The organism is Streptomyces sp. NPDC058685 (assembly GCF_042714725.1).
In the GTDB taxonomy this organism is placed as follows: domain Bacteria; phylum Actinomycetota; class Actinomycetes; order Streptomycetales; family Streptomycetaceae; genus Streptomyces.
In genome coordinates this window covers 46,638-66,528 of the sequence record NZ_JBHXSL010000031.1, presented here as the reverse complement: position 1 = coordinate 66,528, position 19,891 = coordinate 46,638, and the positions used below count along the sequence as shown (strand labels likewise).

At 70.7% G+C, this 19,891-nt stretch carries 18 protein-coding genes; 13 read left to right on the top strand and 5 right to left on the bottom strand.

From position 1 onward, the window contains the following. Positions 1-144: 144 nt before the first annotated feature. Positions 145-2,064 carry an NAD-binding lipoprotein gene (locus tag ACFWU3_RS23630; protein WP_384441018.1) on the top strand — a complete coding sequence of 640 codons (1,920 nt, stop codon included), beginning with the start codon at positions 145-147 and terminating at the stop codon, positions 2,062-2,064. Between the two features lie 157 nt (positions 2,065-2,221). Next, the gene (locus ACFWU3_RS23625) at positions 2,222-2,443 is read left to right on the top strand and encodes a hypothetical protein (protein WP_384440937.1); all 222 of its coding nucleotides are present in this window, start codon (positions 2,222-2,224) and stop codon (positions 2,441-2,443) included. A gap of 548 nt (positions 2,444-2,991) precedes the next feature. Here ACFWU3_RS23625 and ACFWU3_RS23620 read toward each other — a convergent pair. After that, positions 2,992-4,665, bottom strand: coding sequence for a multicopper oxidase family protein (locus ACFWU3_RS23620; RefSeq protein WP_384440934.1), 1,674 nt, complete (start codon positions 4,663-4,665; stop codon positions 2,992-2,994). Between the two features lie 605 nt (positions 4,666-5,270). Next, complete coding sequence (locus ACFWU3_RS23615; RefSeq protein ID WP_384440931.1) at positions 5,271-5,633, bottom strand: DUF1330 domain-containing protein; 363 nt, start codon at positions 5,631-5,633, stop codon at positions 5,271-5,273. A gap of 354 nt (positions 5,634-5,987) precedes the next feature. On the opposite strand from ACFWU3_RS23615, the gene ACFWU3_RS23610 reads away from it, so the two are divergent. Beyond that, a complete protein-coding gene (locus ACFWU3_RS23610; RefSeq protein ID WP_384440928.1) occupies positions 5,988-6,425 on the top strand; it encodes a VOC family protein in 438 nt (145 codons plus the stop codon). Positions 6,426-6,447: 22 nt separating this feature from the next. Here the strand turns inward: ACFWU3_RS23610 and ACFWU3_RS23605 are convergent, their stop codons facing one another. Further along, positions 6,448-7,560: a PP2C family protein-serine/threonine phosphatase gene (locus ACFWU3_RS23605; RefSeq protein ID WP_384440926.1), complete on the bottom strand. Its 1,113-nt coding sequence runs from the start codon at positions 7,558-7,560 to the stop codon at positions 6,448-6,450. Between the two features lie 523 nt (positions 7,561-8,083). On the opposite strand from ACFWU3_RS23605, the gene ACFWU3_RS23600 reads away from it, so the two are divergent. The 9 genes from ACFWU3_RS23600 to ACFWU3_RS23560 all read left to right on the top strand — a co-directional run bounded on the left by ACFWU3_RS23600 (position 8,084) and on the right by ACFWU3_RS23560 (position 17,304). Then, positions 8,084-10,390 carry a collagenase gene (locus ACFWU3_RS23600; RefSeq protein WP_384440923.1) on the top strand — a complete coding sequence of 769 codons (2,307 nt, stop codon included), beginning with the start codon at positions 8,084-8,086 and terminating at the stop codon, positions 10,388-10,390. An 81-nt stretch (positions 10,391-10,471) separates the two neighbouring features. Further along, entirely contained in the window at positions 10,472-11,644 is a 1,173-nt protein-coding gene (locus ACFWU3_RS23595) for an NAD(P)/FAD-dependent oxidoreductase (RefSeq protein ID WP_384440920.1), read from the top strand. After that, a complete protein-coding gene (locus ACFWU3_RS23590) occupies positions 11,641-11,955 on the top strand; it encodes a (2Fe-2S)-binding protein (protein WP_384440917.1) in 315 nt (104 codons plus the stop codon). Before ACFWU3_RS23595 ends, ACFWU3_RS23590 begins: the two co-directional genes overlap by 4 nt. Beyond that, positions 11,936-13,477, top strand: coding sequence for an FAD-dependent oxidoreductase (locus ACFWU3_RS23585; RefSeq protein WP_384440914.1), 1,542 nt, complete (start codon positions 11,936-11,938; stop codon positions 13,475-13,477). Before ACFWU3_RS23590 ends, ACFWU3_RS23585 begins: the two co-directional genes overlap by 20 nt. After that, the gene (locus ACFWU3_RS23580) at positions 13,474-14,388 is read left to right on the top strand and encodes a dihydrodipicolinate synthase family protein (protein WP_384440911.1); all 915 of its coding nucleotides are present in this window, start codon (positions 13,474-13,476) and stop codon (positions 14,386-14,388) included. Before ACFWU3_RS23585 ends, ACFWU3_RS23580 begins: the two co-directional genes overlap by 4 nt. 45 nt (positions 14,389-14,433) lie before the next feature. Further along, a complete protein-coding gene (locus tag ACFWU3_RS23575) occupies positions 14,434-15,435 on the top strand; it encodes a proline racemase family protein (protein WP_384440908.1) in 1,002 nt (333 codons plus the stop codon). Between the two features lie 96 nt (positions 15,436-15,531). Beyond that, positions 15,532-16,248 carry a GntR family transcriptional regulator gene (locus ACFWU3_RS23570; RefSeq protein WP_384440905.1) on the top strand — a complete coding sequence of 239 codons (717 nt, stop codon included), beginning with the start codon at positions 15,532-15,534 and terminating at the stop codon, positions 16,246-16,248. A gap of 163 nt (positions 16,249-16,411) precedes the next feature. Continuing rightward, positions 16,412-17,047, top strand: coding sequence for an AAA family ATPase (locus tag ACFWU3_RS23565; RefSeq protein WP_384440902.1), 636 nt, complete (start codon positions 16,412-16,414; stop codon positions 17,045-17,047). A 98-nt stretch (positions 17,048-17,145) separates the two neighbouring features. Beyond that, positions 17,146-17,304 carry a hypothetical protein gene (locus ACFWU3_RS23560; RefSeq protein ID WP_384440899.1) on the top strand — a complete coding sequence of 53 codons (159 nt, stop codon included), beginning with the start codon at positions 17,146-17,148 and terminating at the stop codon, positions 17,302-17,304. A gap of 110 nt (positions 17,305-17,414) precedes the next feature. Here the strand turns inward: ACFWU3_RS23560 and ACFWU3_RS23555 are convergent, their stop codons facing one another. After that, positions 17,415-18,140 carry an SMI1/KNR4 family protein gene (locus ACFWU3_RS23555; RefSeq protein WP_384440896.1) on the bottom strand — a complete coding sequence of 242 codons (726 nt, stop codon included), beginning with the start codon at positions 18,138-18,140 and terminating at the stop codon, positions 17,415-17,417. Between the two features lie 234 nt (positions 18,141-18,374). Further along, on the bottom strand, positions 18,375-18,614 hold the full coding sequence (locus ACFWU3_RS23550) for a hypothetical protein (RefSeq protein ID WP_384440893.1): 240 nt from the start codon (positions 18,612-18,614) through the stop codon (positions 18,375-18,377). A 68-nt stretch (positions 18,615-18,682) separates the two neighbouring features. On the opposite strand from ACFWU3_RS23550, the gene ACFWU3_RS23545 reads away from it, so the two are divergent. Next, complete coding sequence (locus tag ACFWU3_RS23545) at positions 18,683-19,888, top strand: cupin domain-containing protein (RefSeq protein WP_384440890.1); 1,206 nt, start codon at positions 18,683-18,685, stop codon at positions 19,886-19,888. The last annotated feature ends 3 nt before the right edge of the window (positions 19,889-19,891 follow it).

Genomic DNA, 19,891 nt, shown 5'->3' with positions numbered 1-19,891 from the left:
CACGCTGCCGATGTGCACAAAGAAGGAGACAGGGCGGTTCCCCGACAGCGGGCCACTCCGCCGGAACGTCACCGGCGTCCCACCCCGCGGCCCCCCGCCCCCCGCCATCGACCGGGCGACCGCGCCGGCACCGTCGAGGCCCGCATCCGCTACTGGTTCGACACCACACTGGCCCGCGGCACCTCCGCACTCGTCGGATGGCTCGCCCTCGCCTGCCTGGCGGTGGTGGTCCCCATCAGCGCACTCCTCGTCTGGACCGACCAGCGCGCACCGGTGGCCACGGGATCGAAGATCGCCGCGGTATGGCGCAGCACCGGTCAGACCATGCGGCTCGGCGGCGAGGTGGGGCCACCGCTGCGGGTCGCCCTGTCGGTACTGCTCGCCCTGGTCGCCCTCTTCTACGTCTCCACCCTGGTCAGCCTCATCACCGCGGGTATGACCGACCGCCTGATCGCCCTGCGCCGCGGTCACTCCACCGTTCTGGAGAGCGGCCACACCGTGGTCCTCGGCTGGTCCGAGCAGATGCAGACGGTCGTCTCCGAACTGGTCGCCGCGCATGCCGGAAGACGCCCGGGCATCGTCGCGGTTCTCGCCGACCGCGACCCCGCCGAGATGGAGGACATCCTCCGGGCCGACATCGGCGACACGGGCCGCACCCGGCTCGTGATCCGCAGCGGCCGCCCCACCGACCCCGCCGCCCTGGCCCGGATCAGTCCCGCGACCGCCGACGCCGTGGTGGTCCTCCCGCGCGACGACCCCGCCGAGGACGCCGAGATCGTCAAGACCCTTCTGTCGCTGCGGGCGGTGGTCGGCGAGGAGCGCGACCTGCCGGTCGTCGCCGCCGTGCGCGACGACCGCTATCTCGCCGCGGCCCGCCTCGCCGGCGGACCCGGAGCCACCGTGCTGGAGATCGACGACGTCTCCGCCCGTCTGCTCGTGCAGTGCGTCCGCCGCCCCGGCCTCTCCCTCGTCCACCAGGAACTCCTGGACTACGCGGGCGACGAGTTCCACACCGTGCGGAGCCCGGCGCTGACCGGCAGGACCTTCAGGGAGGCGGCCGCGGCCTGCCCCGTGTCGAGCGCCGTCGGCGTCGTCCACGCGGACGGCGGCCTCACCCTCGACCCACCCGCCGCGCTCCCACTGGCCGATGGCGACAGCCTGGTCGTCATCGCACGGGACAGTGAATCCACGAGCCCGGCACCGGTCGCCGCGCCCTACGATCCGACGATGCTCGCCGACGAACGCCCTCCGCGGGTACCGGCACCCGAGCGCCTTCTCCTGCTCGGCTGGAACCGCAGGGCCCGTCGGATCGTCGACCAGCTCGCCCGGTCCGCGCCACCGGGTTCGTCCCTCGATGTCGTGGCGGAGCGCAAGGCCGCCACGGTGACGGGGCTGCGCGCCGTCGACCGGTCGGTGGGGGACACTCTCACGGTCGTCCACCGGCCGGGCGACCCCACCCTGCGCGAGACCGTTGAGGGGCTCGACCTGGCCGGCTACCACGGGGTGATCGTCCTCGGACCGGACCGCCGCTGCGGGCAGGAAGACCCCGACGACCGCACCCTCGTGACCCTGCTCCATCTCCGGGCGCGGGAGCGCGACACCGGTGTACGGGTGCCTGTCGTCACGGAGTTGACCGACGACCGCAACCGCCTCATCGCCCCGGTCGCTCCGGGCGCCGACTTCGTCGTCAGTGGCAAGCTGATCGGCCTGCTCATGACGCAGATCTCGCAGAACCCCCGACTGGCGTCCGTGTTCGAGGAGTTGTTCGCGCCGGGCGGCAACACGATCCACCTCCTTCCGGCCGGCGTTTTCGTCCGACCGGGCCACCGGGCCTCGTTCGCGACCGTGGCCGAGGCGGCTTCCCGGCGGGGCGCGTGCGCGATCGGATACCGCTCGGCCGCTCGGGCCTGGGAGCCCCCGCATCACGGCGTGCGGATCAACCCCCCGAAGGTGTACGCGAGAAGGTGGACCGACGCCGACGAGGTGATCGTCGTGGCCCCCGCCGGTCCCGCCCTGCCGACACCGCCCGCCGAGGTCGCCGCGGTGCAACGCGACGCCGATTGAGAGGGCTGTCCTGCCCTGCGCCGGCGGCTGTGGGAGGGGCCCGGGATGCGGAGGCTACGGGCAGCTGCCGTGCGGCATTGACATGGCACCGCAAGGAGAGGAGGGTGAAATATACCCTATCGCCCGATATGCAAGAAAAAGTCGGAGGTGTATGAGGGTGCGCCGTAAGATCATTGCCGCAGTCTCCGCAGGAGCCGCAGGCCTCGCTCTCGCAGTCATACCCGCAACCGGTGCGTTTGCTTCGAGCAGCGCAAGTGGCGGCGGCAACTATGGATGCTCCGACGGGAGGGGCTGGGACAACCGCAACAACAACTGCGACTTCTACGACAACCGGTACGACAGGAACTTCAACAACTCGGTGATCTTCATCGTGCTGTGAGCCTCCTGATCAAGGTAGGCACAGATCAGAGCCCCTGATCCGACGGTTGGCGAGTGCCTGACGTCTCTGCGTGGTCGCGCCGCGTCAGGGAGTCACGGAAGTCTTGGCAGCCTTGTTGTCGGGTGGGCCGTTCCCTGCATCACCATCCCGTTCGCCGCGTCATCCCGAAGGCGAACGCTGTCGGTGGTGCGGGGGTGAACGTGCCGCGTTTCTCTGCGGGCCGCTGGATGAAGCACACGGCCATCAGTGAGAGCCCGCCCGTGGTGGCGGGGTCGGCGATTCTCGGGGTCGGGCGTTCGTTGCCCCGGCCAGGTCACCATCCGCCCCACCGACCCCTCTTCGTCGTACGCGGCGCCCTGTTCGGCGGTCGCGGTCTCGACGAGCCATCTCGACCCGCCGTCGGGTCGGTGACGAAGCCATCCATCGAGACCGTGATCCACGCCATCGGTTTCCGGGCCAGGGCGGGCCACGCGGGCGGTCCGGGCAGGAGGTTCACAGCACAGACATCCGCCGCGTCCGGAACTCGCCTCCGGCGCCCTGGTGTTGGGCTATGCCTCGTAAGTGACGGTGGTCATCATTCCGGACTCCGAGTGGTAGATGTTGTGGCAGTGGAGCATCCAGTCGCCGGGGTTGTCGGCGTCGAAGTCGAGGACCAGCTTGTTGTGAGGCAGGACGGTGGCCGTGTCCTTGCGGGCGCCGTGCGAGTCGATGCCGGCGAGGGCATAGGTGTGGCCGTGCAGATGGACGGGGTGCCACATGTCGGTGGCGTTGACGACCACCAGCCGGACGCGTTCGCCGTGTTCGATGCGGTGGACGCGGTCGGGCGAGTAGGGGCGGTGGTCGATGCCCCAGTCGTAGTTCTTCATGCCGCCGGTGAGGGTGATTCTGACGATCCGGTCCGGTCGGCGCCGGTCGAGTTCGACGGATTCGTGCGGCCTGAGCTCGCGTGCCGACGGCAGGACGGCACGCCGCAGTTCGGCAGGCCGGCTGTCGGGCCCGGGCAGTGCGCCGCTCGCGGTGCGCAGGACGGCCATGGCGGCGCCGTTCTTGCCTTCGGCGAGTGCGGTGAGCGGGAAGACGCCGTCCTTGGCGGTGATGAGGACGTCGTAGCGTTCGCCCATGCCGAGGAGCAGGGAATCGGTTCGGTGGTGGCGCACGGGGAAGCCGTCGCTGTGGGTGACGGTCATCCGGTGTCCGCCGAGGGCCACGCGGAACGGGGTCTCCGCGCCGGCATTGATGATGCGCAGCCGGATACGGTCGCCGGGTTTGGCCCGGAACTGCGTCGGGTCGTCGGGTGTGCGTCCGTTGATCAGGTAGTGCGGGTAGGCGACGTCACCGGCGTGGCCGCCGAGCAGCGGGCTGCTGGCGCCGGTCATCAGTCGGCCGGGGCCTCGGCTCGGCTTCGACGAGGGCGAGGGCGAGGCATGCTCGCGGGCCGGCGTGTGGTGGGGCTGCGGCGCGTGGCCGCGCGGCGGACCGTATCCCGCCGCGACCCCTCCGGAGGGCTTGTCGTGGCCGTGCCCCATGGCGGGTTTGCCCTTGCGGAGCTGGTCGAAGATGTCCTCGGGGCTGGAGCCGCCGACCCCGTCGATCCAGTCGTCGAGCAGGACGATCCATTCCGTGTCGTAGGAGAGCGGCTCGTTGGGGTCGTCGACGATCAGCGGCGAATACATTCCGCGGTCGACCTGCAGACCCAGGTGGGGGTGGAACCAGTACGTGCCGGGGTGCGGCGCCTTGAAGCGGTAGGTGAAGGTCGCGCCGGGCTTGATGGGCGGCTGCGTCACGTCGGGCACGCCGTCCATCGCGTTGCGCAGGGCGACTCCGTGCCAGTGGACCGTGGTGGGTTCGGGCAGGTGGTTGGCGAGCGTCAACTGCAAGGTGTCGCCGGCGGTGATCCGTACCTCGTTGCCGGGCAGTTCGCCGTTGTAGGTCGAGGTTCTGACGGTGCGCCCGTTGCCGATCTCGACGGTGGCCGGTGTGGCGGTGAAGGTGAGCCCGCGGAGTTTTCCTTCAGGGCTGGGCGTCCATGTGGGCCGGACCTTCTTGCCGTCCGAGGCGAGGGAGCCCTGGGCACCGGCGGCCCCCTTTCCGGCGCCGGCTGTGGAGTCCGCGCCGCCGCCCGAACAGGCGGTGAGCAGCGCGGATCCTGCTGCGGCGATTCCGGCGCCGAGTACGGCACGCCGGGTGGCAGAGGTCGGACGGGGGTGATCCTGCCTGTACATGGTCCTCCGGTCGTCGTACATGCGCACATCCCGCACCGGGCAAGGAGCGGCGCCCCGGGTGGGGCCTGACGTGGCAGGACCAGCATGGAGCACAATGCCGGAAACATGCGGTAAGTCCTATCTGCCTGTCGTATCTGTCGTGCCGGTGAGCATCCAGGCCGATGGCTACGAGGCACTGGCGGCGTGGCGCGAGGAGCCGGTGGCGTGAGGGGCCATGTCGTGGGCCGTGCGTCGCTCCCACCGCACTGTCCGGACGGTGTGCGGCGACAGCATGGGCACGGCCGCGGGGGACAGGCGCAGTTCCGCGTGCGGGCGTGGTCAGAGCCGGTGGGGAGCGGTGTCCGTCACCGTGCACGGGTGCCGGCGGCCGACCACGGCGTGCGCGTTGAACAACCGGCTTCGCGACGTGCTCGGCCCGCCCCCTGGCGTCGAACTCCCGCTCCCGCCTCTGTCGACCGGCGACATCCACCCACCGTCGGGGCCGAGCGAGCAGGCGCAGGACCGGTCGGAACAGCCATCCTGCGGGACAGACAACTCCTCGACAGGCAAAGGCACGTGGGGAACCAAGGAACTTGGGACAACAAGGACGGAGACGGCCGGCAGGGCTACGTGGTCGGCCGGCCCGCTCGGCCGGCTTCTGATCGCAGCGTGCGAGCGCGCTCGGCCGGGTCGTAGTCCGGACCTACGCCCTCGATCAGCAGCAAGTCGCCCTCCACGTGGTCGGTACGCAGACTCAGGATGGCGCGGTAGGCGGGAGAGTCGTACCAGGCACGGGCTTCGGCCAGGCCGGGAAACTCGATCAGCACCATGCTGCCGGGCCACGTACCCTCCACGACGTCGACCGGCGGACCGTGGATGACGAAGCGGCCGGCGAACGGGTCGAGGGTTGCCTGGATGCGCTCCAGGTACTCGATGATGTCGGAGTGATTCCGACGGCTGCGGAGATGAGCGAAGCCGTATGCGGGCACCGCTGGCTCCTTTCGTTCCGGGGAGGCGGGCGAGGACCAGAACGTAGCCGAGCGTGGCTGGGCGGTGCGATTACCTCAGAGGTCATGCGCATCATGATCGACGAGGTCTCGTCCCTTGTCCCTGGGGCCGAAGCGCAATCCGACCAGCGATTCCGGCCCGGCCGCGGATGAAGACGCGTATCGGGTCCCACCCACGTGTCCGCGCCGAGTGCGGCGGTCGCGGAGTGGGTTCGCCATCCGGCGCGGTACGGCCGGCCGAGACGGGCCGCATGACAAGGTTCTCCAGGATGTCGCCCTGATGGCTGCGTCGTCGCCGGACGCTCCCGATCCACCCGGCTCGCTAGCATGCGACGCATGGCCATCAAACTTGAGAACGTCGGCATCGCCGTTCGCGACCTCGAAGCAACGATCTCCTTCTTCACCGACCTCGGCCTCACCGTGGTCGGCCGTGACACGGTCAGTGGCGAGTGGACCGACACCGCCGTCGGGCTTGATGGCAATCACGCCAACATCGCGATGCTGCAAACGCCTGACGGTCACGGTCGCCTCGAGCTCTTCGAGTACATCCACCCCGAAGCGATCGAGTCGGAGCCCACTCGTCCCAACGAGATCGGCATGCATCGCGTCGCCTTCTCGGTCGACGACATCGACAAAGCCCTCGAAGCAGCCGCGCAACACGGATGCCGCCCGCTGCGTGGTGTGGCGACCTATGAGGACGTCTACAAGCTCACGTATCTCCGCGGTCCGAGCGGCATCCTGGTGATGCTCGCCGAGGAGCTGAAGAAGGACTGACGGCCGTCGAGGTCCCAGGCCGCTACGCGTCCGGACGCTGCGCCGGGCCGGCCTCGTGCCGGCGTGCCGAGACCGGCGGGTCGGTGCGGCTGATGGCCACCATCGCCACGTCATCGGTGAAGCGCGTGCCCACATAGCGCCGGAGGTCGTCGTGGACGGCCATCAACAGTTCGTCGGGTGCCAGGTGTACCCACGAGCGCATCCTGTCGGCCAGTGGGTAGAAGACGCCGGCGGTATTGCGGGCCTCGATCACGCCGTCGGTGTAGAGAAGGATGGTGGCACCGGCCGGGAAGTCGACCCTCTGCACGTGGAGTTCCTGCCCGTTGAGGTCGGCCAGACCGATCGGTGGCAAGAGGGCGGTGGACTCGACGCTGGTGACCGTGCCGCGGTCGACGAGCAGCGGCGGTGGGTGTCCGAGGTTGATCAGGGCGATCGTGCTGTGGGCGTCGGCGGCTTCGAGGATGACGGCGGTGGTGAAGCTTTCCTCCAGATGCTTGCTGCGGATGTCGGCGTCCTCGGCACGCGCGGCGGCGCAGTCGCGCATGTCCTCGCCGAATTCCACCTCGAGTTCGGCGACGAGAACGTCCAACCGGCTGTGGTGCCGCGCCGCGCGCCGGAAGGCGTTCAGAAGCGAGTTGGCCATCTCCAGCGCGGCGAGGCCCTTGCCCTGAGCGTCCCCCAGCAGGACCCGGATAGTGCCGTTGCGCTCGACAGACGCGTACAGGTCGCCGCCGATCGCGGCCTCCTCGTCGGCGGCGCGGTAGAGCGACGCCAGGGTGAAGGAACCCGCTCGGCGTGGAAGCGGGCGGAGCAGAACGCGTTGGGTCACCTGGGCAACCCAGCGGGAGCTCGCCAGTTCGCGCTCCCGCCGTCGGCGGACGGTGCTCGCGGCCAGAGCGGCCAGGCTCAGCAGCACGAACGCGCCGAACTGGAAGGGGAAGTTGGTGGCGCCCAACTGCAGGTTGGCTGCGGCGGCCACCACTACACACGGGGTCGTCACCAGGATGACCAGCAGCACTCCTGCCGGTCCGAGGAAGGCGGCCGACAGGACCGGTGCCGCCACCATCACGGGGCCGAGCCGGATGTCGGGCGGGGTGAGGAGATCCACCACCAGCAGCACCGGGGGGAACAACAACAGGGCCGGCAACCCCAGGTGTGTCCGAGGCGGCCGAGGACGCAGCGGTTCGCCGTCGGAGTCTTTCACCACGGCCGGCTCCAGGAAGCTGTCACCTCGCACATTCAACCGCACCCCCCGGCCTTCCCAGCCGAAGGCGGACCAGCGTTTCAGCGAAAGAATGTGCGGTCAGCGAGGTGCGCACGCCGGTGGGTGAACGCGTGGCCGGAGGCCACGAGACAGGCCGCCGGCTCCAGCCCGTCGCCGTGACACGGCGGCCACTTCGCTCGGGCCCTGGGGGCGTCGGGCCGGCGGGGGCTGCCGTTGCCGCCCGGCTCTGATGAGCGGTCAGGCGGTGGTCCGCGTGGTGTCGATGCCCGATGGGGCCGGACAAGTCCCGCACACCCCTTGCCAGTAAAATTTCACAATACTATGTTACCTGCTGCGTACCGTCGTACCCGTCCCCAACTCCGTTTTTCAACCGGGTACTTCGTGATGCTCCGTCCGCTGTTGCACCACCCCCACCTCCCACACAGGAGTCCAGGTGTCCCAGCTCAGACCGATGCGCGCCCCCTTCCTCACGGGCGCCGTCGCCGCGTTACTGCTCCTCCCGATCGGGCAGACCGGTGCTGTCGAACCTCCGCCGCCCACCGTCGCCCGGTCGCAGGCGCCGCCCACCGACCGCACGGGCGACGAGGTGGAACGCCTCGCCCGTGCACCCCGCTCCGCGCCCACCGCCGCCCCCGCACCGGGTGGTCTGCCGCAGGCACGCACGCCGGGCCGGCGCAGCGCTCCAGCTCCGCACCACGCGGCAACTCCCACCGCGGCGCCCTGCACCCTTGACGCGGTCACGGTGCTCGCACCCGAGGAGTTCGCCGACTTCCTCGCCGATCCGGCCGTCACGGCCGACGGCTGCCTCGGCGACCTCATATGGACCTGGGACCCACGGCTCCCGCGCGTCATGTCGGACGCTCACGTCCAGGCCGTCAGCCGCCGTGCCTCGACCCTCGCCGCAGCGCACGACGGCCGCAACTCCACCCATCTGCTGGAGATGTTCACCTACCTCCACGCCGTGGCCTACCACGACTTCTCGCACACCGAGATCGACGTCACCGACGTCCCGACCACCGAGGCCATGCGGCGCGCCGTCAATGCCTTCGGCACCGCCGCCCGCACCTTCGATGTCACCAGGAGCAACGCCGAGACCCTTCGCGAGGCGCTCTACACCGGCAGCGCGCCCGGACTGCGCCACAGCCAGCTCGCACTCATCAAGAAGGTCCTGGCCACCATGGACCGCTACCACAAGGGGCAGTACGACGACGCCTCCTGGGGCGGCGCCGCGCTGGCCGCACTCTCGGTGAACTACCTGGGCATCTACCCGGGCAACCGCGACATCGCGTTCCACAACGTGGTGACACAGAACCCCTCCTACCGGGCGGCGTTCCGCGCCTTCGCCGGCCACGGTCATCTCAAGGGCACGGTCAACGCGTGGGTCGCCCGGGACGCCCTCGGCGAGTACGGCCGTTTCGGCCAGGTCACCGTCCTGACCGCGGGGATCGTCCCCGATCTCGGGGCCCTGCTGCCGGTCACCGAAGCCACCTTCGGGCGTGGGGCAGCGCCCTGGGCCTCACTCGTGACCTGGCTCAACTTCTATGAGGCGTGCAAGCCCTACAGCGTGTGCAAGGAGGACATCGAGCGCCGGATCTTCCCGCACACCTACACCTACGACGGCGGGGCGATCAGGGTCCGCACCGGCCTGGACCGCGCGACCGTGGACCAGCTCTACTACGCCGCGAAGCAGGTCAAGGCACAGTTCCACCGAGTGCTCGGCACCCTGGAGCCGCTGACCGGCGACACCAACACCACGCTCAACGTGGTGCTGTACGCCTCCCGCGGCGACTACGAGGTCTACCACCCCATCCTCACCGGCATGGGCACCGAGAACGGCGGCGTCTACATCGAGCGCGGCGCCACGTTCTACACGTACCAGCGCCGCGTACCGCAGGACTCCTCGCTGACCCTCGAGGAACTCTTCCGCCACGAGTACGTCCACTACCTCAACGGCCGTTTTGCCGTGCCTGGTTACTTCGGAGAGGGCCCCTGGTACAGCGGCGACCGCACGACCGCGATGGACGAGGGAACGGCGGAGTTCTTCGACGGCGCCACCCGCGACGACGGCATCGCCGTGCGCAAGTCCCTGGTGCAGGGCGTCATCGACGACACGGCGGGCGGCGGCCCCCGGATGAGCGTCGACCGGCTGCTGCACGCCACGTACGACGGGGACGGCTTCCGCTTCTACGACTACGCCGGCACCTTCTTCGAGTTCCTGTGGACTGAACGCCCCTCGCTCCTGCGGGAGATGTACCGGCATCTGAGGGCCGACGACCCGGCTGCCTTCGACGCCTGGCGCGGCCGGCTCGGCGGCGACCCCACGATCCAGCAGGGCTACGACGCCTTCCTGGACGCGCGGATCGCCGAGGTCGACGACCTGTTCGTGCCCGACACGCAGTACACGCCCAACGCGCAGCTGCGGGACGCCTCGACGGCCGCCGTCGCATCGCTCTTCCAGAACGCGACATCTGCCGGACCCAGGTGCGCCGACGCCGGTGAGGCGGGTATGCGCCGCTTCTCCTGCACCGGGCGCGTCACCGCCCGGCTCACCGACGCCGGCTCACCGGACCACGTATTCAAGGACATGTCCGAGACGGTCGACCACTTCATTCTCGACCGGGCCGGCTCCGCCTCCAACAACCTCGCCGACATGAACTGCTCGTTCGGGGAGGTGGACATCTGGAGCAACGGCAGCGCCGGCACCTCGACCTACACCTGCGAGGGCCCGCTGCGCAGCTGACCGACCGATCAGGGACCGGGCCGCACCCGGTCCCTGATCGGATTCCCCACAGCCCGAGCGGAGGAGTGACACATTTCGGTGGTGTCCCGCACTCAGACCCACGACGTCGTCGTCATCGGTGCCGGCGTCGTCGGAGCCGCCTGCGCCTACTACGCGAGCCGCGCCGGACTCCGTGTGGCCGTCGTCGACCGCGGCCCGGTCGCGGGCGGCACCACGGGCGCCGGAGAGGGCAACCTGCTCGTCTCCGACAAGGCGGCCGGGCCGGAACTCGAACTCGCCCTGCTGTCCGTGCGGCTCTGGCGTGAACTGGCCGCGGTTCTCCCGGCGTCCGTGGAGTACGAGCCCAAGGGCGGCGTGGTCGTCGCGCCCGACGAGGCCGCCCTGGACGCATTGCGTCACTTCGCCGAGGGACAGCGAGCGGCGGGGGTCGACGCCCGTGAAGTGGCGGCCGACGAACTGGGCCGGCTCGAACCCCATCTCGCCCCGTGGCTCGCGGGTGGCTTCCACTACCCGCAGGACGCCCAGGTCCAGCCCGCGCGGGCGGCGGCCCTTCTGCTGCACTCATCGGGCTGCGAGCGGTACCTGGACGAGGAGGCCGTGGCGATCCTCACCGGCGCGGACGGCACGGTCCACGGCGTCCGCACCGCCCATCGCGAGCTGAGCGCCCCGGCGGTCGTCAACGCCGCAGGAACCTGGGGCGGTCACGTGGCCGAACTGGCCGGCACGACGCTGCCGGTGCTCCCACGTCGCGGTTTCGTCCTGGTCACCGAACCGCTGCCGCGGGTCGTACGCCACAAGGTCTACGCTGCCGACTACATCGCCGATGTCGCAAGCGGTTCGGCAGCCCTGCAGTCCTCGGCCGTCGTGGAGGGCACACCGGCAGGGCCCGTCCTGATCGGTGCCACCCGGGAACGCGTCGGTTTCGACCGCGCTCTGTCCGGCGAAGCGCTGCGCCGCCTCGCCGCCCAGGCGGCGGCACTCTTCCCGGTACTCGCCCACGTCCGGGTCATGCGTGCCTACCACGGCTTCCGTCCCTATCTGCCGGACCATCTGCCGGCCATCGGCCCCGATCCCCGCGTGCCCGGCCTCTTCCACGCCTGCGGCCATGAGGGTGCGGGCATCGGCCTCGCGCCGGCGACGGGACTGCTGATCACCACCGCGCTGCGCGGTGAACCGCCACCGCTGGACCCGGCACCGTTCGCGCCCGAACGTTTCGACGACCCTGCCCACCGACCGACAGGAGCGGACCGTTGAGCCGGTCACCCACAGATCCGGTACGGGCCGAGCCCGGCCGGACCTTCGAGATCACCTTCGACGGACGCCCCGTACGGGCGCTGCCCGGGCAGAGCATCGCTGCGGCGCTCTGGGCCGCGGGCATTCTCGCCTGGCGCACCACCCGCAAGAGCGGCGCGCCGCGCGGCGCCTTCTGCGGTATCGGGTCCTGCTACGACTGCCTCGCGACCGTCAACGGCCGCCCCAACCGGCGGGCCTGTCTCCTGCGGGCGCACCCCGGCGACGCGGTCACCACCCAGGAGGGCACCGGACATGCCGAACTCGCCGTCTGAACACGGGCGCGCGACGGGCGAACAGGCCGCCGGTCTCGCGGTGGTCGGGGCGGGGCCCGCCGGGCTCACCGCCGCGGTCACCGCCGCGGATCTCGGGGTCACCGTGACCCTCCTGGACGCAGGGGACCGTCCGGGAGGCCAGTACTACCGGCACCCGCCACCGGAGCTCGGCGCGCGCACATCGAGCCTGCCGCACCACAAACCGCGTGCCTGGACCCGATGGGAGCAGCGGCTGCGCCGGCATCGTTCGGCCGGCCGTATCCGGTACCTGCCCGCCCACCACGTCTGGACGGTGCTGCCGGAGACGGACGAGAGCGGTTGGGTGCTGCACGCGGTCGCGGGGGAGGAGGAGCGGGCGGTGACCGTCCGGGCACGCACACTGCTGCTGGCCACCGGGGCGTACGAGCGTCAACTCCCGTTCCCCGGGTGGACGGTGCCCGGTGTGGTCGGGGCGGGAGGGGCGCAGGCGATGCTCAAGTCGGGCCTGGTCCTGCCGGGGCGGCGCGTGCTCGTGGCGGGGAGCGGCCCCCTGCTGCTGGCTGCCGCCGCCTCGCTCGCGGCGGCGGGCGCCACCGTGCCGGCGGTCGTCGAGGCCGCCGCGTACACCGCGTACGCGGACCGGCTCGGGACCATCGCCGTCAACCCGGGCAAGGCGCTGGAAGGCGCCCGCCTCGGCGCCGGTCTGGCACGCCGCGCGGTGCGGGTGCTGTCCCGGCACGCCGTGACCGCGGTGCACGGCACCGGCCGGGTGACGGGGGTGACCGTCCAACGGCTCGACAGCGCCTGGCGACCCGTGCCGGGCACCGGGCGGCGCATCCCCTGCGACGCGCTCGCGGTCGGCCACGGACTCGTACCGCAGCTGGAACTCGCCACCGCCCTCGGCTGCGCCGTACGGCGAACGGCGGACGGGACGCTCGCTCTGGCCCTCGACACGCGGCAGCGCACCTCGGTGCCGGGCATCTGGTCCGCCGGTGAGACCGGAGGTGTCGGCGGAGTGGAACTGGCCCTGCTCGAAGGCCGGCTGGCCGGCCACGACGTGGCGCAGGAGTTGCGCGGGACACAACTGCCGCCGCGTACGGAGGCTCTCGCCCGCCGCCGCGCGCGTCGACGTGCCTTCGCCGACACGATGGCCGCCGCGCACCGCCCGGGGCCCGGCTGGATCGCGTGGCTCACCCCGGCCACCGTGGTGTGCCGGTGCGAGGAGATCTCGGTCGCCGAGGTCCGCGATGCCGTCGAATCGCTGGGCGCCACCGACTCACGGGCCGTCAAGTTGCTGACACGGGCCGGAATGGGCTGGTGCCAGGGCCGCATGTGCGCCTTCGCGGTGGCCGCGCTCGCGGGCCGGGAACCACCACCCGAGAGCCGTCCTCTGTCGTGCCCGGTCCTCCTGGGCAACCTCGCACAGCTGCCGGGCACGGACGCGTCCGGCAGCGGGGACCCGGCGGCTGATCAAGGGGACCGGGACGTCGCAGAACCGGGCCGCGCCCCGCACCCGACACACTCACCGAAGGAGCACCCATGACACCCGCATCCGCACCCGCATTCCGTACCCGACCCTGGCACGGCCTCATGGTCGCCACCGCTCTTCCCTTCCGCGAGGACCTCTCCGTCGACCTGGACGCCTACGGCGAACACGTCGCCGGGCTGCTCGCCGACGGCTGCGACGGCGTGGTCCCCAACGGCTCACTCGGCGAGTACCAGACCCTCACCGACGACGAGCGCTCCCGCGTCGTACACACCGCCGTCGAGGCGGCCGGAGACGGGGACCGGGTGATGCCCGGCGTCTCCGCGTACGGAAGCGCCGAGGCCAGGCGCTGGGCCGAGCACGCCGCCGAGGCGGGGGCCGGATCGGTACTCCTCCTGCCGCCCAACGCCTACCGGGCGGACGACGACGCCGTAGCCGCGCACTACGCCGAGGTCGCACGGGCGGGCGTGCCCGTAGTCGCCTACAACAACCCCTACGACACCAAGGTCGACCTGACCCCCGCGCTCCTCGCCCGGCTCCATCACGAGGGCAGCATCGTCGCCGTCAAGGAGTTCAGCGGTGATGTGCGCCGGGCCTACGAGATCGCCGAACTCGCGCCGTCCCTCGATCTGTTGATCGGCGCGGACGACGTCCTTCTGGAACTCGCCCTTGCCGGCGCCGTCGGCTGGATCGCCGGTTACCCCAACGCCCTGCCCCGCTCCTGCGTCACCCTCTACCGGGCTGCCGTGACCCACGACCTGGCGACCGCGCTGCCCCTCTACCGGGAACTGCATCCGCTGCTGCGCTGGGACTCGCGGACCGAGTTCGTTCAGGCCATCAAGCGCTCCATGGACCTGGCGGGCCGCCCCGGCGGTCCCACCCGCCCGCCGCGTGCGCCGCTGACAACCGAGCAGGACGCCGCGGTGCGGGCGGCCACCGAGAAGGTGCTGGCCGAAGGCCACCGCTGAAGCACGAACGCCGGCCACGCGCACCACCCGACCAGGAGAGAAGCCATGCGCACCCGTCTTGTCCTCCACGCCGTGGACTCCCACACCGAGGGCATGCCGACCCGCGTCGTCACCGGCGGCGTCGGCATGATCCCCGGAGCCACCATGGCCGAGCGCCGTCTGCACTTCATGGAACACCTCGACCACATCCGAACGCTGCTGATGTACGAGCCGCGCGGCCACTCGGCGATGAGCGGCGCCCTCCTCCAGCCGCCGACCAGACCCGATGCCGACTACGGCGTCCTGTTCATCGAGGTGTCCGGGCTGCTGCCCATGTGCGGCCACGGCACCATCGGCGTGGCCACCGTGCTCGTCGAGACCGGCATGGTGCCCGTCACCGAACCCGTCACCACCGTCCGCCTCGACACCCCGGCGGGGCTGGTGAGTGTCGACGTGCAGGTCGAGGACGGTGCGGCCCGCTCCGTCACCCTCACCAACGTCCCCGCGTTCTGCCTCGCCCTGGACCGCAAGGTCGACGTACCCGGCCACGGCACGGTCACCTACGACATCGCGTACGGCGGCAACTTCTATGCCTTCGTCCAGCTCGACGCCCTCGGCCTGCCCTTCGACCGGGCCCGCAAGGACGACCTGCTCGCCGCCGGACTGGCGGTCATGGACGCGGTGAACGCCGCCGACCGCCCTGTCCATCCCGAGGACCCGAGCATCAGCGGCCTGAAGCATGTCTACCTCGCGGCCCCCGGCTCCGACGCCCGACGCTCGCGGCACGCCATGGCCATCCACCCCGGCTGGTTCGACCGCTCGCCCTGCGGCACCGGAACCAGCGCGCGCATGGCCCAGTTGCACGCGCGCGATCTGCTCCCGCTGCATCGTGACTTCGTCAACGAGTCCTTCATCGGCACCGAGTTCACCGGCAGGCTCGTCGCTGAGACGACGGTCGGCGGGTTGACCGCCGTGGTCCCCACCGTCACGGGCCGCGCCTGGATCACGGGCACGGCGCAGTACTTCCTCGATCCGTCCGACCCATTTCCAGGAGGCTTTCTGCTCTAGCGTGTGCCGGAGGATTCCCACGTGCGCGCCCGGCTCCGCGGACTGCGCAACGTGACATTGTACGCTGGCGCTTCCCGCGGACCCGGAGGAAGCGCCATGGGCCAGCAGAAGCAGCACAACCTCGTCCCGGCCCAGGAACGCCTGCGCGACCAGGTCGCCCACGCGCTGCGCGCGGCGCTCGTGGCGGGCGAACTCCGGCCCGGAAGTGTCTACTCGGCGCCCGGTCTCGCGGCCGACTTCGGTATCTCCGCCACCCCTGTGCGCGAGGCGATGCTCGACCTCGCGCGGGAGGGCCTGGTCGAACCGGTACGGAACAAGGGGTTCAGGATCACCGAGGTCAGCGAGCGCGACCTGGACCAGTACACCGAACTGCGGGCACTGATCGAGGTGCCCACCATCGGCCGGGTCACCCGCAGCGCCACCGCCGGGCAGCTGGAGCAACTGCGCCCGGTGGCCGAGGAGATAGTGGCGCGGGCCCGCGCCCACGACCTCATCGGCTATCTGGACGCGGACCGCCGGTTCCACCTCGGTCTGCTCGCCCTCGCCGGCAACGACCGTCTCGTCGAGACGGTGGGGGACCTGCGCAAGCGGTCCCGGCTGTACGGCCTCAAGGGGCTTGACGAGCAGGGCCGGCTGATCTCCTCGGCCGAGGAGCACATCGAACTGCTCGACCTGATGCTTTCGGGGGACGCGGCCGCCGCGGAGGCGTGCATGGCCAGGCACCTCGGACATGTCCGCTCCCTGTGGGCCGCGGCCCGCGACGAGCCGGTCGAGCCGCGCTCGCGGCTCACTCTGGACGGCGCCCGCCCCTGACCTCGAGAGCACGCATGGGGCGCACCTGTCCCGGTGCACCGCGTGCCTGCCGTCCTGCCTGCCGGAGAACCCGCCCTCTCGGCTTTGACTGCGTACGGGTGAACGGCAGCCTTGCCCTCGCGTCGGAACCCGAGCGGGAGATCAGGCCCGCTAGGTTACTACCGTGCCGTTGACCTGCGCCTTTGTGAACCTCAAGCCCGGAGTCGGCAAGACGACCAGCGCTGTGTGGCTGGCACATGCCCTCCACGAGTCGGGCTACTCGCCGCTCCTGGTCGACGGCGATCCGGCCTCGTCCGCGTTGCGCTGGAGCGAGCTGGCGGACGGTTTCCCGTTTCCCGTGATCGCCCTGCCGGTGGGAGACGTGCATCGTCGTGTGAACGACTTCCTGGGGGACAGGCGGGCTGTGGTGTTCGATGCGCCGCAGTTGGAGGACCATCCCCGTATCGCCCGCAGCATCATGAGGTATGCGAGCGAGTGGATCATCCCGGTGACGCCGGCGCCCATCGAACTGGACCGGATGGCACCCATCCGTACGGAGATGGACGACGTGCAGTCCCTGCGCGCGGAGCCGGCCCGGGCCGTGGTCGTGCTGAACCGCACCAATCGTCCTGATGCCACGCGTACCGGCCCCGATGCCGACGCTCGTGAGGCGCTCACCGAGTGGGGCTTCGTGGTGTTGAGCACCCAGATCGCACGGCTCGACCTGTACGCCCAGTCGTTCGGCAGCCCGGTCCGAGCAAAAGGCTCGGCGTACATGGACCTCGCCGAGGAACTCATCAAACGTCAGGAAGCGGTATGACGGAGCGCAAGGACAGATACCGCGCGGCACTGGATCGCGGAAGGGAAAGCGCTGCTCGGCCCTCGAAGGTCACCAGGCTGCACACCAGGTACGTCAGCGTGACGATCGAAGTGGACCCGGACCTGCAGAAGGGCCTGACGCGATGGGCGGGACCGCCACTGTCCGTGCTGACCCTGGCAGGCACGAGCGTGCTGCGCGCCTTCGCCGATGTTGCCCCCAGGGTGCCCTTCTTCCCCGGCGGCGCCCGGCGTTCTTGAAACCGCACGCGTAGCCGGAGCCGTCGCCGGAGCCCGAGCCCGAGCCGAACAGCGGATCTCGGGCTGACCCCGGCGCGGGCGGCTCGGTCGGCAGTGGTTCGAGGACGGGGTCAGCGATGGTCGTCGAGCCAGTCGCCCGGGATCAGGTCACGCATGCGATCGAGGTCCTCTGCCGTCCGGCCGCGGGCCAGGATGCCCGCGCCGTCGTCATCGCGCAGCAGGACGTCTTGGCCCAGGAACCACCGCGTTTCCTCACCGGGAGGGTAGGTAGGAAAGGGCAGTCGGACGGAGTTCGTCTCCAGCAACGCGCAGCTGTCGTCATCCGGGTCGAGGAAGTCGCAGAACTCTTCATCGGCGTGCAGGGACTCGGACAGGATGATCTCGACGAAGCAGAGGGAAAGGCGCTCCAGCCAGTCCTCCCACCGTTCGGCGCTCTTGTCGGCAAGGTCCAGCCGGATGAGCACGGCAGGATCCTCGTCCTGGAGGCTGTCGAGGAGGATGCCCCAGGACGCGGCTCCCTGGTTCTCGTGACGGAAGACCAGAGCCTCTTCGGCGTCATCGACATACAGTTCTGCAGGACCGAGCAGCACATCGTGGTTGCTGGTGAGATCCTTCCGGCGGCCGAACAGCAGATACGCCTCCCGCAACACCATCGGCAGCCGGCGACCCAGTCGCTCCTCGGCAGCGTCGAGGTCGGCTTCCGTCCATCCGTCATCGCCTCCCACGGCTGCGCCGGCCCAGTGGGCGGCGAATCCCTGGATGAAGGAGGCCCACGCACCACTGCGGCCTTCGACGCTTCCGGCGAGCGACCCGGCAAGATCGAACTCGTGTGTCATGCCGGGACGATATCCGTGCCGCTCGTCAGCTCTCATCGCACCCCGGCACGCAGTTCAGGTGCTGTGGGAAGCCGGACCACTCGATCCGTCCGCCGGACGGGGTGATCCGTCGGCCGACCTGCCCGAATCGAGGCTTTCGTCCTGTGGCGCTACGGTGATGGTGGGCGGTGTCCATGAGGGATCGCCCTGAAGGACGACCAGGTGCCACTCGGGGAGGCCGGTCGCGGCTGATTCTCAGGAGGAATTGTGGCTAACCCCGAACAGGATCCGAACCGGCAAGAGGGCCCCGCGGACGGTGGTGCGGCCGGTGCGCCCGGTGTGCACGACGGCGGTGCGGATGGTGGTGCCGATGGCGGTGCCGAGGGTCCCGCGGACGGTGGCGCGGCCGGTACGCCTGGTGTGCACGATGGCGGTGCCGACGGTGGCGCCGAGGGTCCCGCGGACGGTGGTGCGGCCGGTAGGCCCGGTGTGCACGACGGTGGTGCCGATGGTGGTGCGGACGGTGGTGCCGATGGCGGTGCCGGCGGGTCCGGCAGCCGCTCTTGAGTGCCCTGGGAACCGAACTTCCGAGCTCCGGCGCCGCAGCAGGCGCCGGGGTTCTGGAATCACGGCTGACCGGACTCAGCCGCGAGGCGTTCGCCCGTGACGTCTGGGCCCGGACAGCGTTGCTCACACGCCGCGCGAGCGACTTCTCCGACCTGTTCTCCGCCGAAGCCGTGGACGAACTCATCTCGCGCCGCGGACTGCGTACGCCCTTCCTGCGCGTGGCCAAGGACGGCTCCACACTGCCCGAGCACTCCTTCACCTCGCCCGCCGGGGTCGGTGCCACCATCTCCGACCAGCTCGACGACACGGCCGTGTGGCGCGCGTTCGCCGACGGCGCCACGCTCGTTCTGCAGGCGCTGCAGCGCACGTGGGGGCCGGTCGCGGACCTCTGCGCCCGGCTGAGCGCGGAGCTCGGACATCCGGTGCAGGCCAACGGCTACGTCACCCCGCCGCAGAACCGTGGATTCGACGACCACTACGACGTTCACGATGTCTTCGTCCTCCAGATCGAGGGCACCAAGCGCTGGCTCATCCACGAGCCCGTCCACCCCGACCCGCTGCGCGATCAGCCCTGGACCGATCACCGCTCCGCGGTCGCGGAGGCCGCGAAGGGCAAGGCCCGCATCGACACGGTGCTCGAGCCCGGCGACGCCCTCTATCTGCCGCGGGGCTGGCTGCACGCCGCCCAGGCGCAGGGCGACGTATCGATCCACCTGACACTCGGAATCCACAGCTGGACGCGCTACACGCTGGCCGAACACCTTGCGCAATCCGCCCTCGCGATGCTGCGCGACGATTCCCGGATGCGCCGTACCCTGCCGCTGGGCGTGGACGGACCGGCCGCGGAAATCGACTTCGTCCGCGAACGCCTCATCGCTGCCGTCACACAGGCCGATTCCGCCCCGCTGTTCCACCGCACGCGCAGAGGCCAGGGTCGCCCGGCGCCGCTGGGACCGCTCGCCCAACTCAAGGCCGTCGACGGCCTTGACCCCGAGTCGCCGGTGCGGCTCCGCGCAGCGCTGGAAGCGCGGCTGGAAGGCTCGCGCCTGTCGACACGCGTGGGCTGGCTCGACTTCCCGGAAGCCGATCTCCCGTCGGTGAGCCGCCTTCTCGACGGCGAGGTGCGCACCGCCGGTGATCTTGGCGTCGAACTCGCCGGGAGACTGCTGCGCGCGGGCGTACTGGTGCCCGCCGGACAGTGACGT

Excerpts from the sequence above, each read along its gene's own strand:
- ACFWU3_RS23570 (WP_384440905.1), top strand. The coding sequence starts at position 15,532 with ATGGGCCAGCAGAAGCAGCACAACCTCGTCCCGGCCCAGGAACGCCTG.
- ACFWU3_RS23585 (WP_384440914.1), top strand. The coding sequence starts at position 11,936 with ATGCCGAACTCGCCGTCTGAACACGGGCGCGCGACGGGCGAACAGGCC.
- ACFWU3_RS23610 (WP_384440928.1), top strand. The coding sequence starts at position 5,988 with ATGGCCATCAAACTTGAGAACGTCGGCATCGCCGTTCGCGACCTCGAA.
- ACFWU3_RS23555 (WP_384440896.1), bottom strand. The coding sequence starts at position 18,140 with ATGACACACGAGTTCGATCTTGCCGGGTCGCTCGCCGGAAGCGTCGAA.
- ACFWU3_RS23620 (WP_384440934.1), bottom strand. The coding sequence starts at position 4,665 with ATGTACAGGCAGGATCACCCCCGTCCGACCTCTGCCACCCGGCGTGCC.
- ACFWU3_RS23575 (WP_384440908.1), top strand. The coding sequence starts at position 14,434 with ATGCGCACCCGTCTTGTCCTCCACGCCGTGGACTCCCACACCGAGGGC.
- ACFWU3_RS23580 (WP_384440911.1), top strand. The coding sequence starts at position 13,474 with ATGACACCCGCATCCGCACCCGCATTCCGTACCCGACCCTGGCACGGC.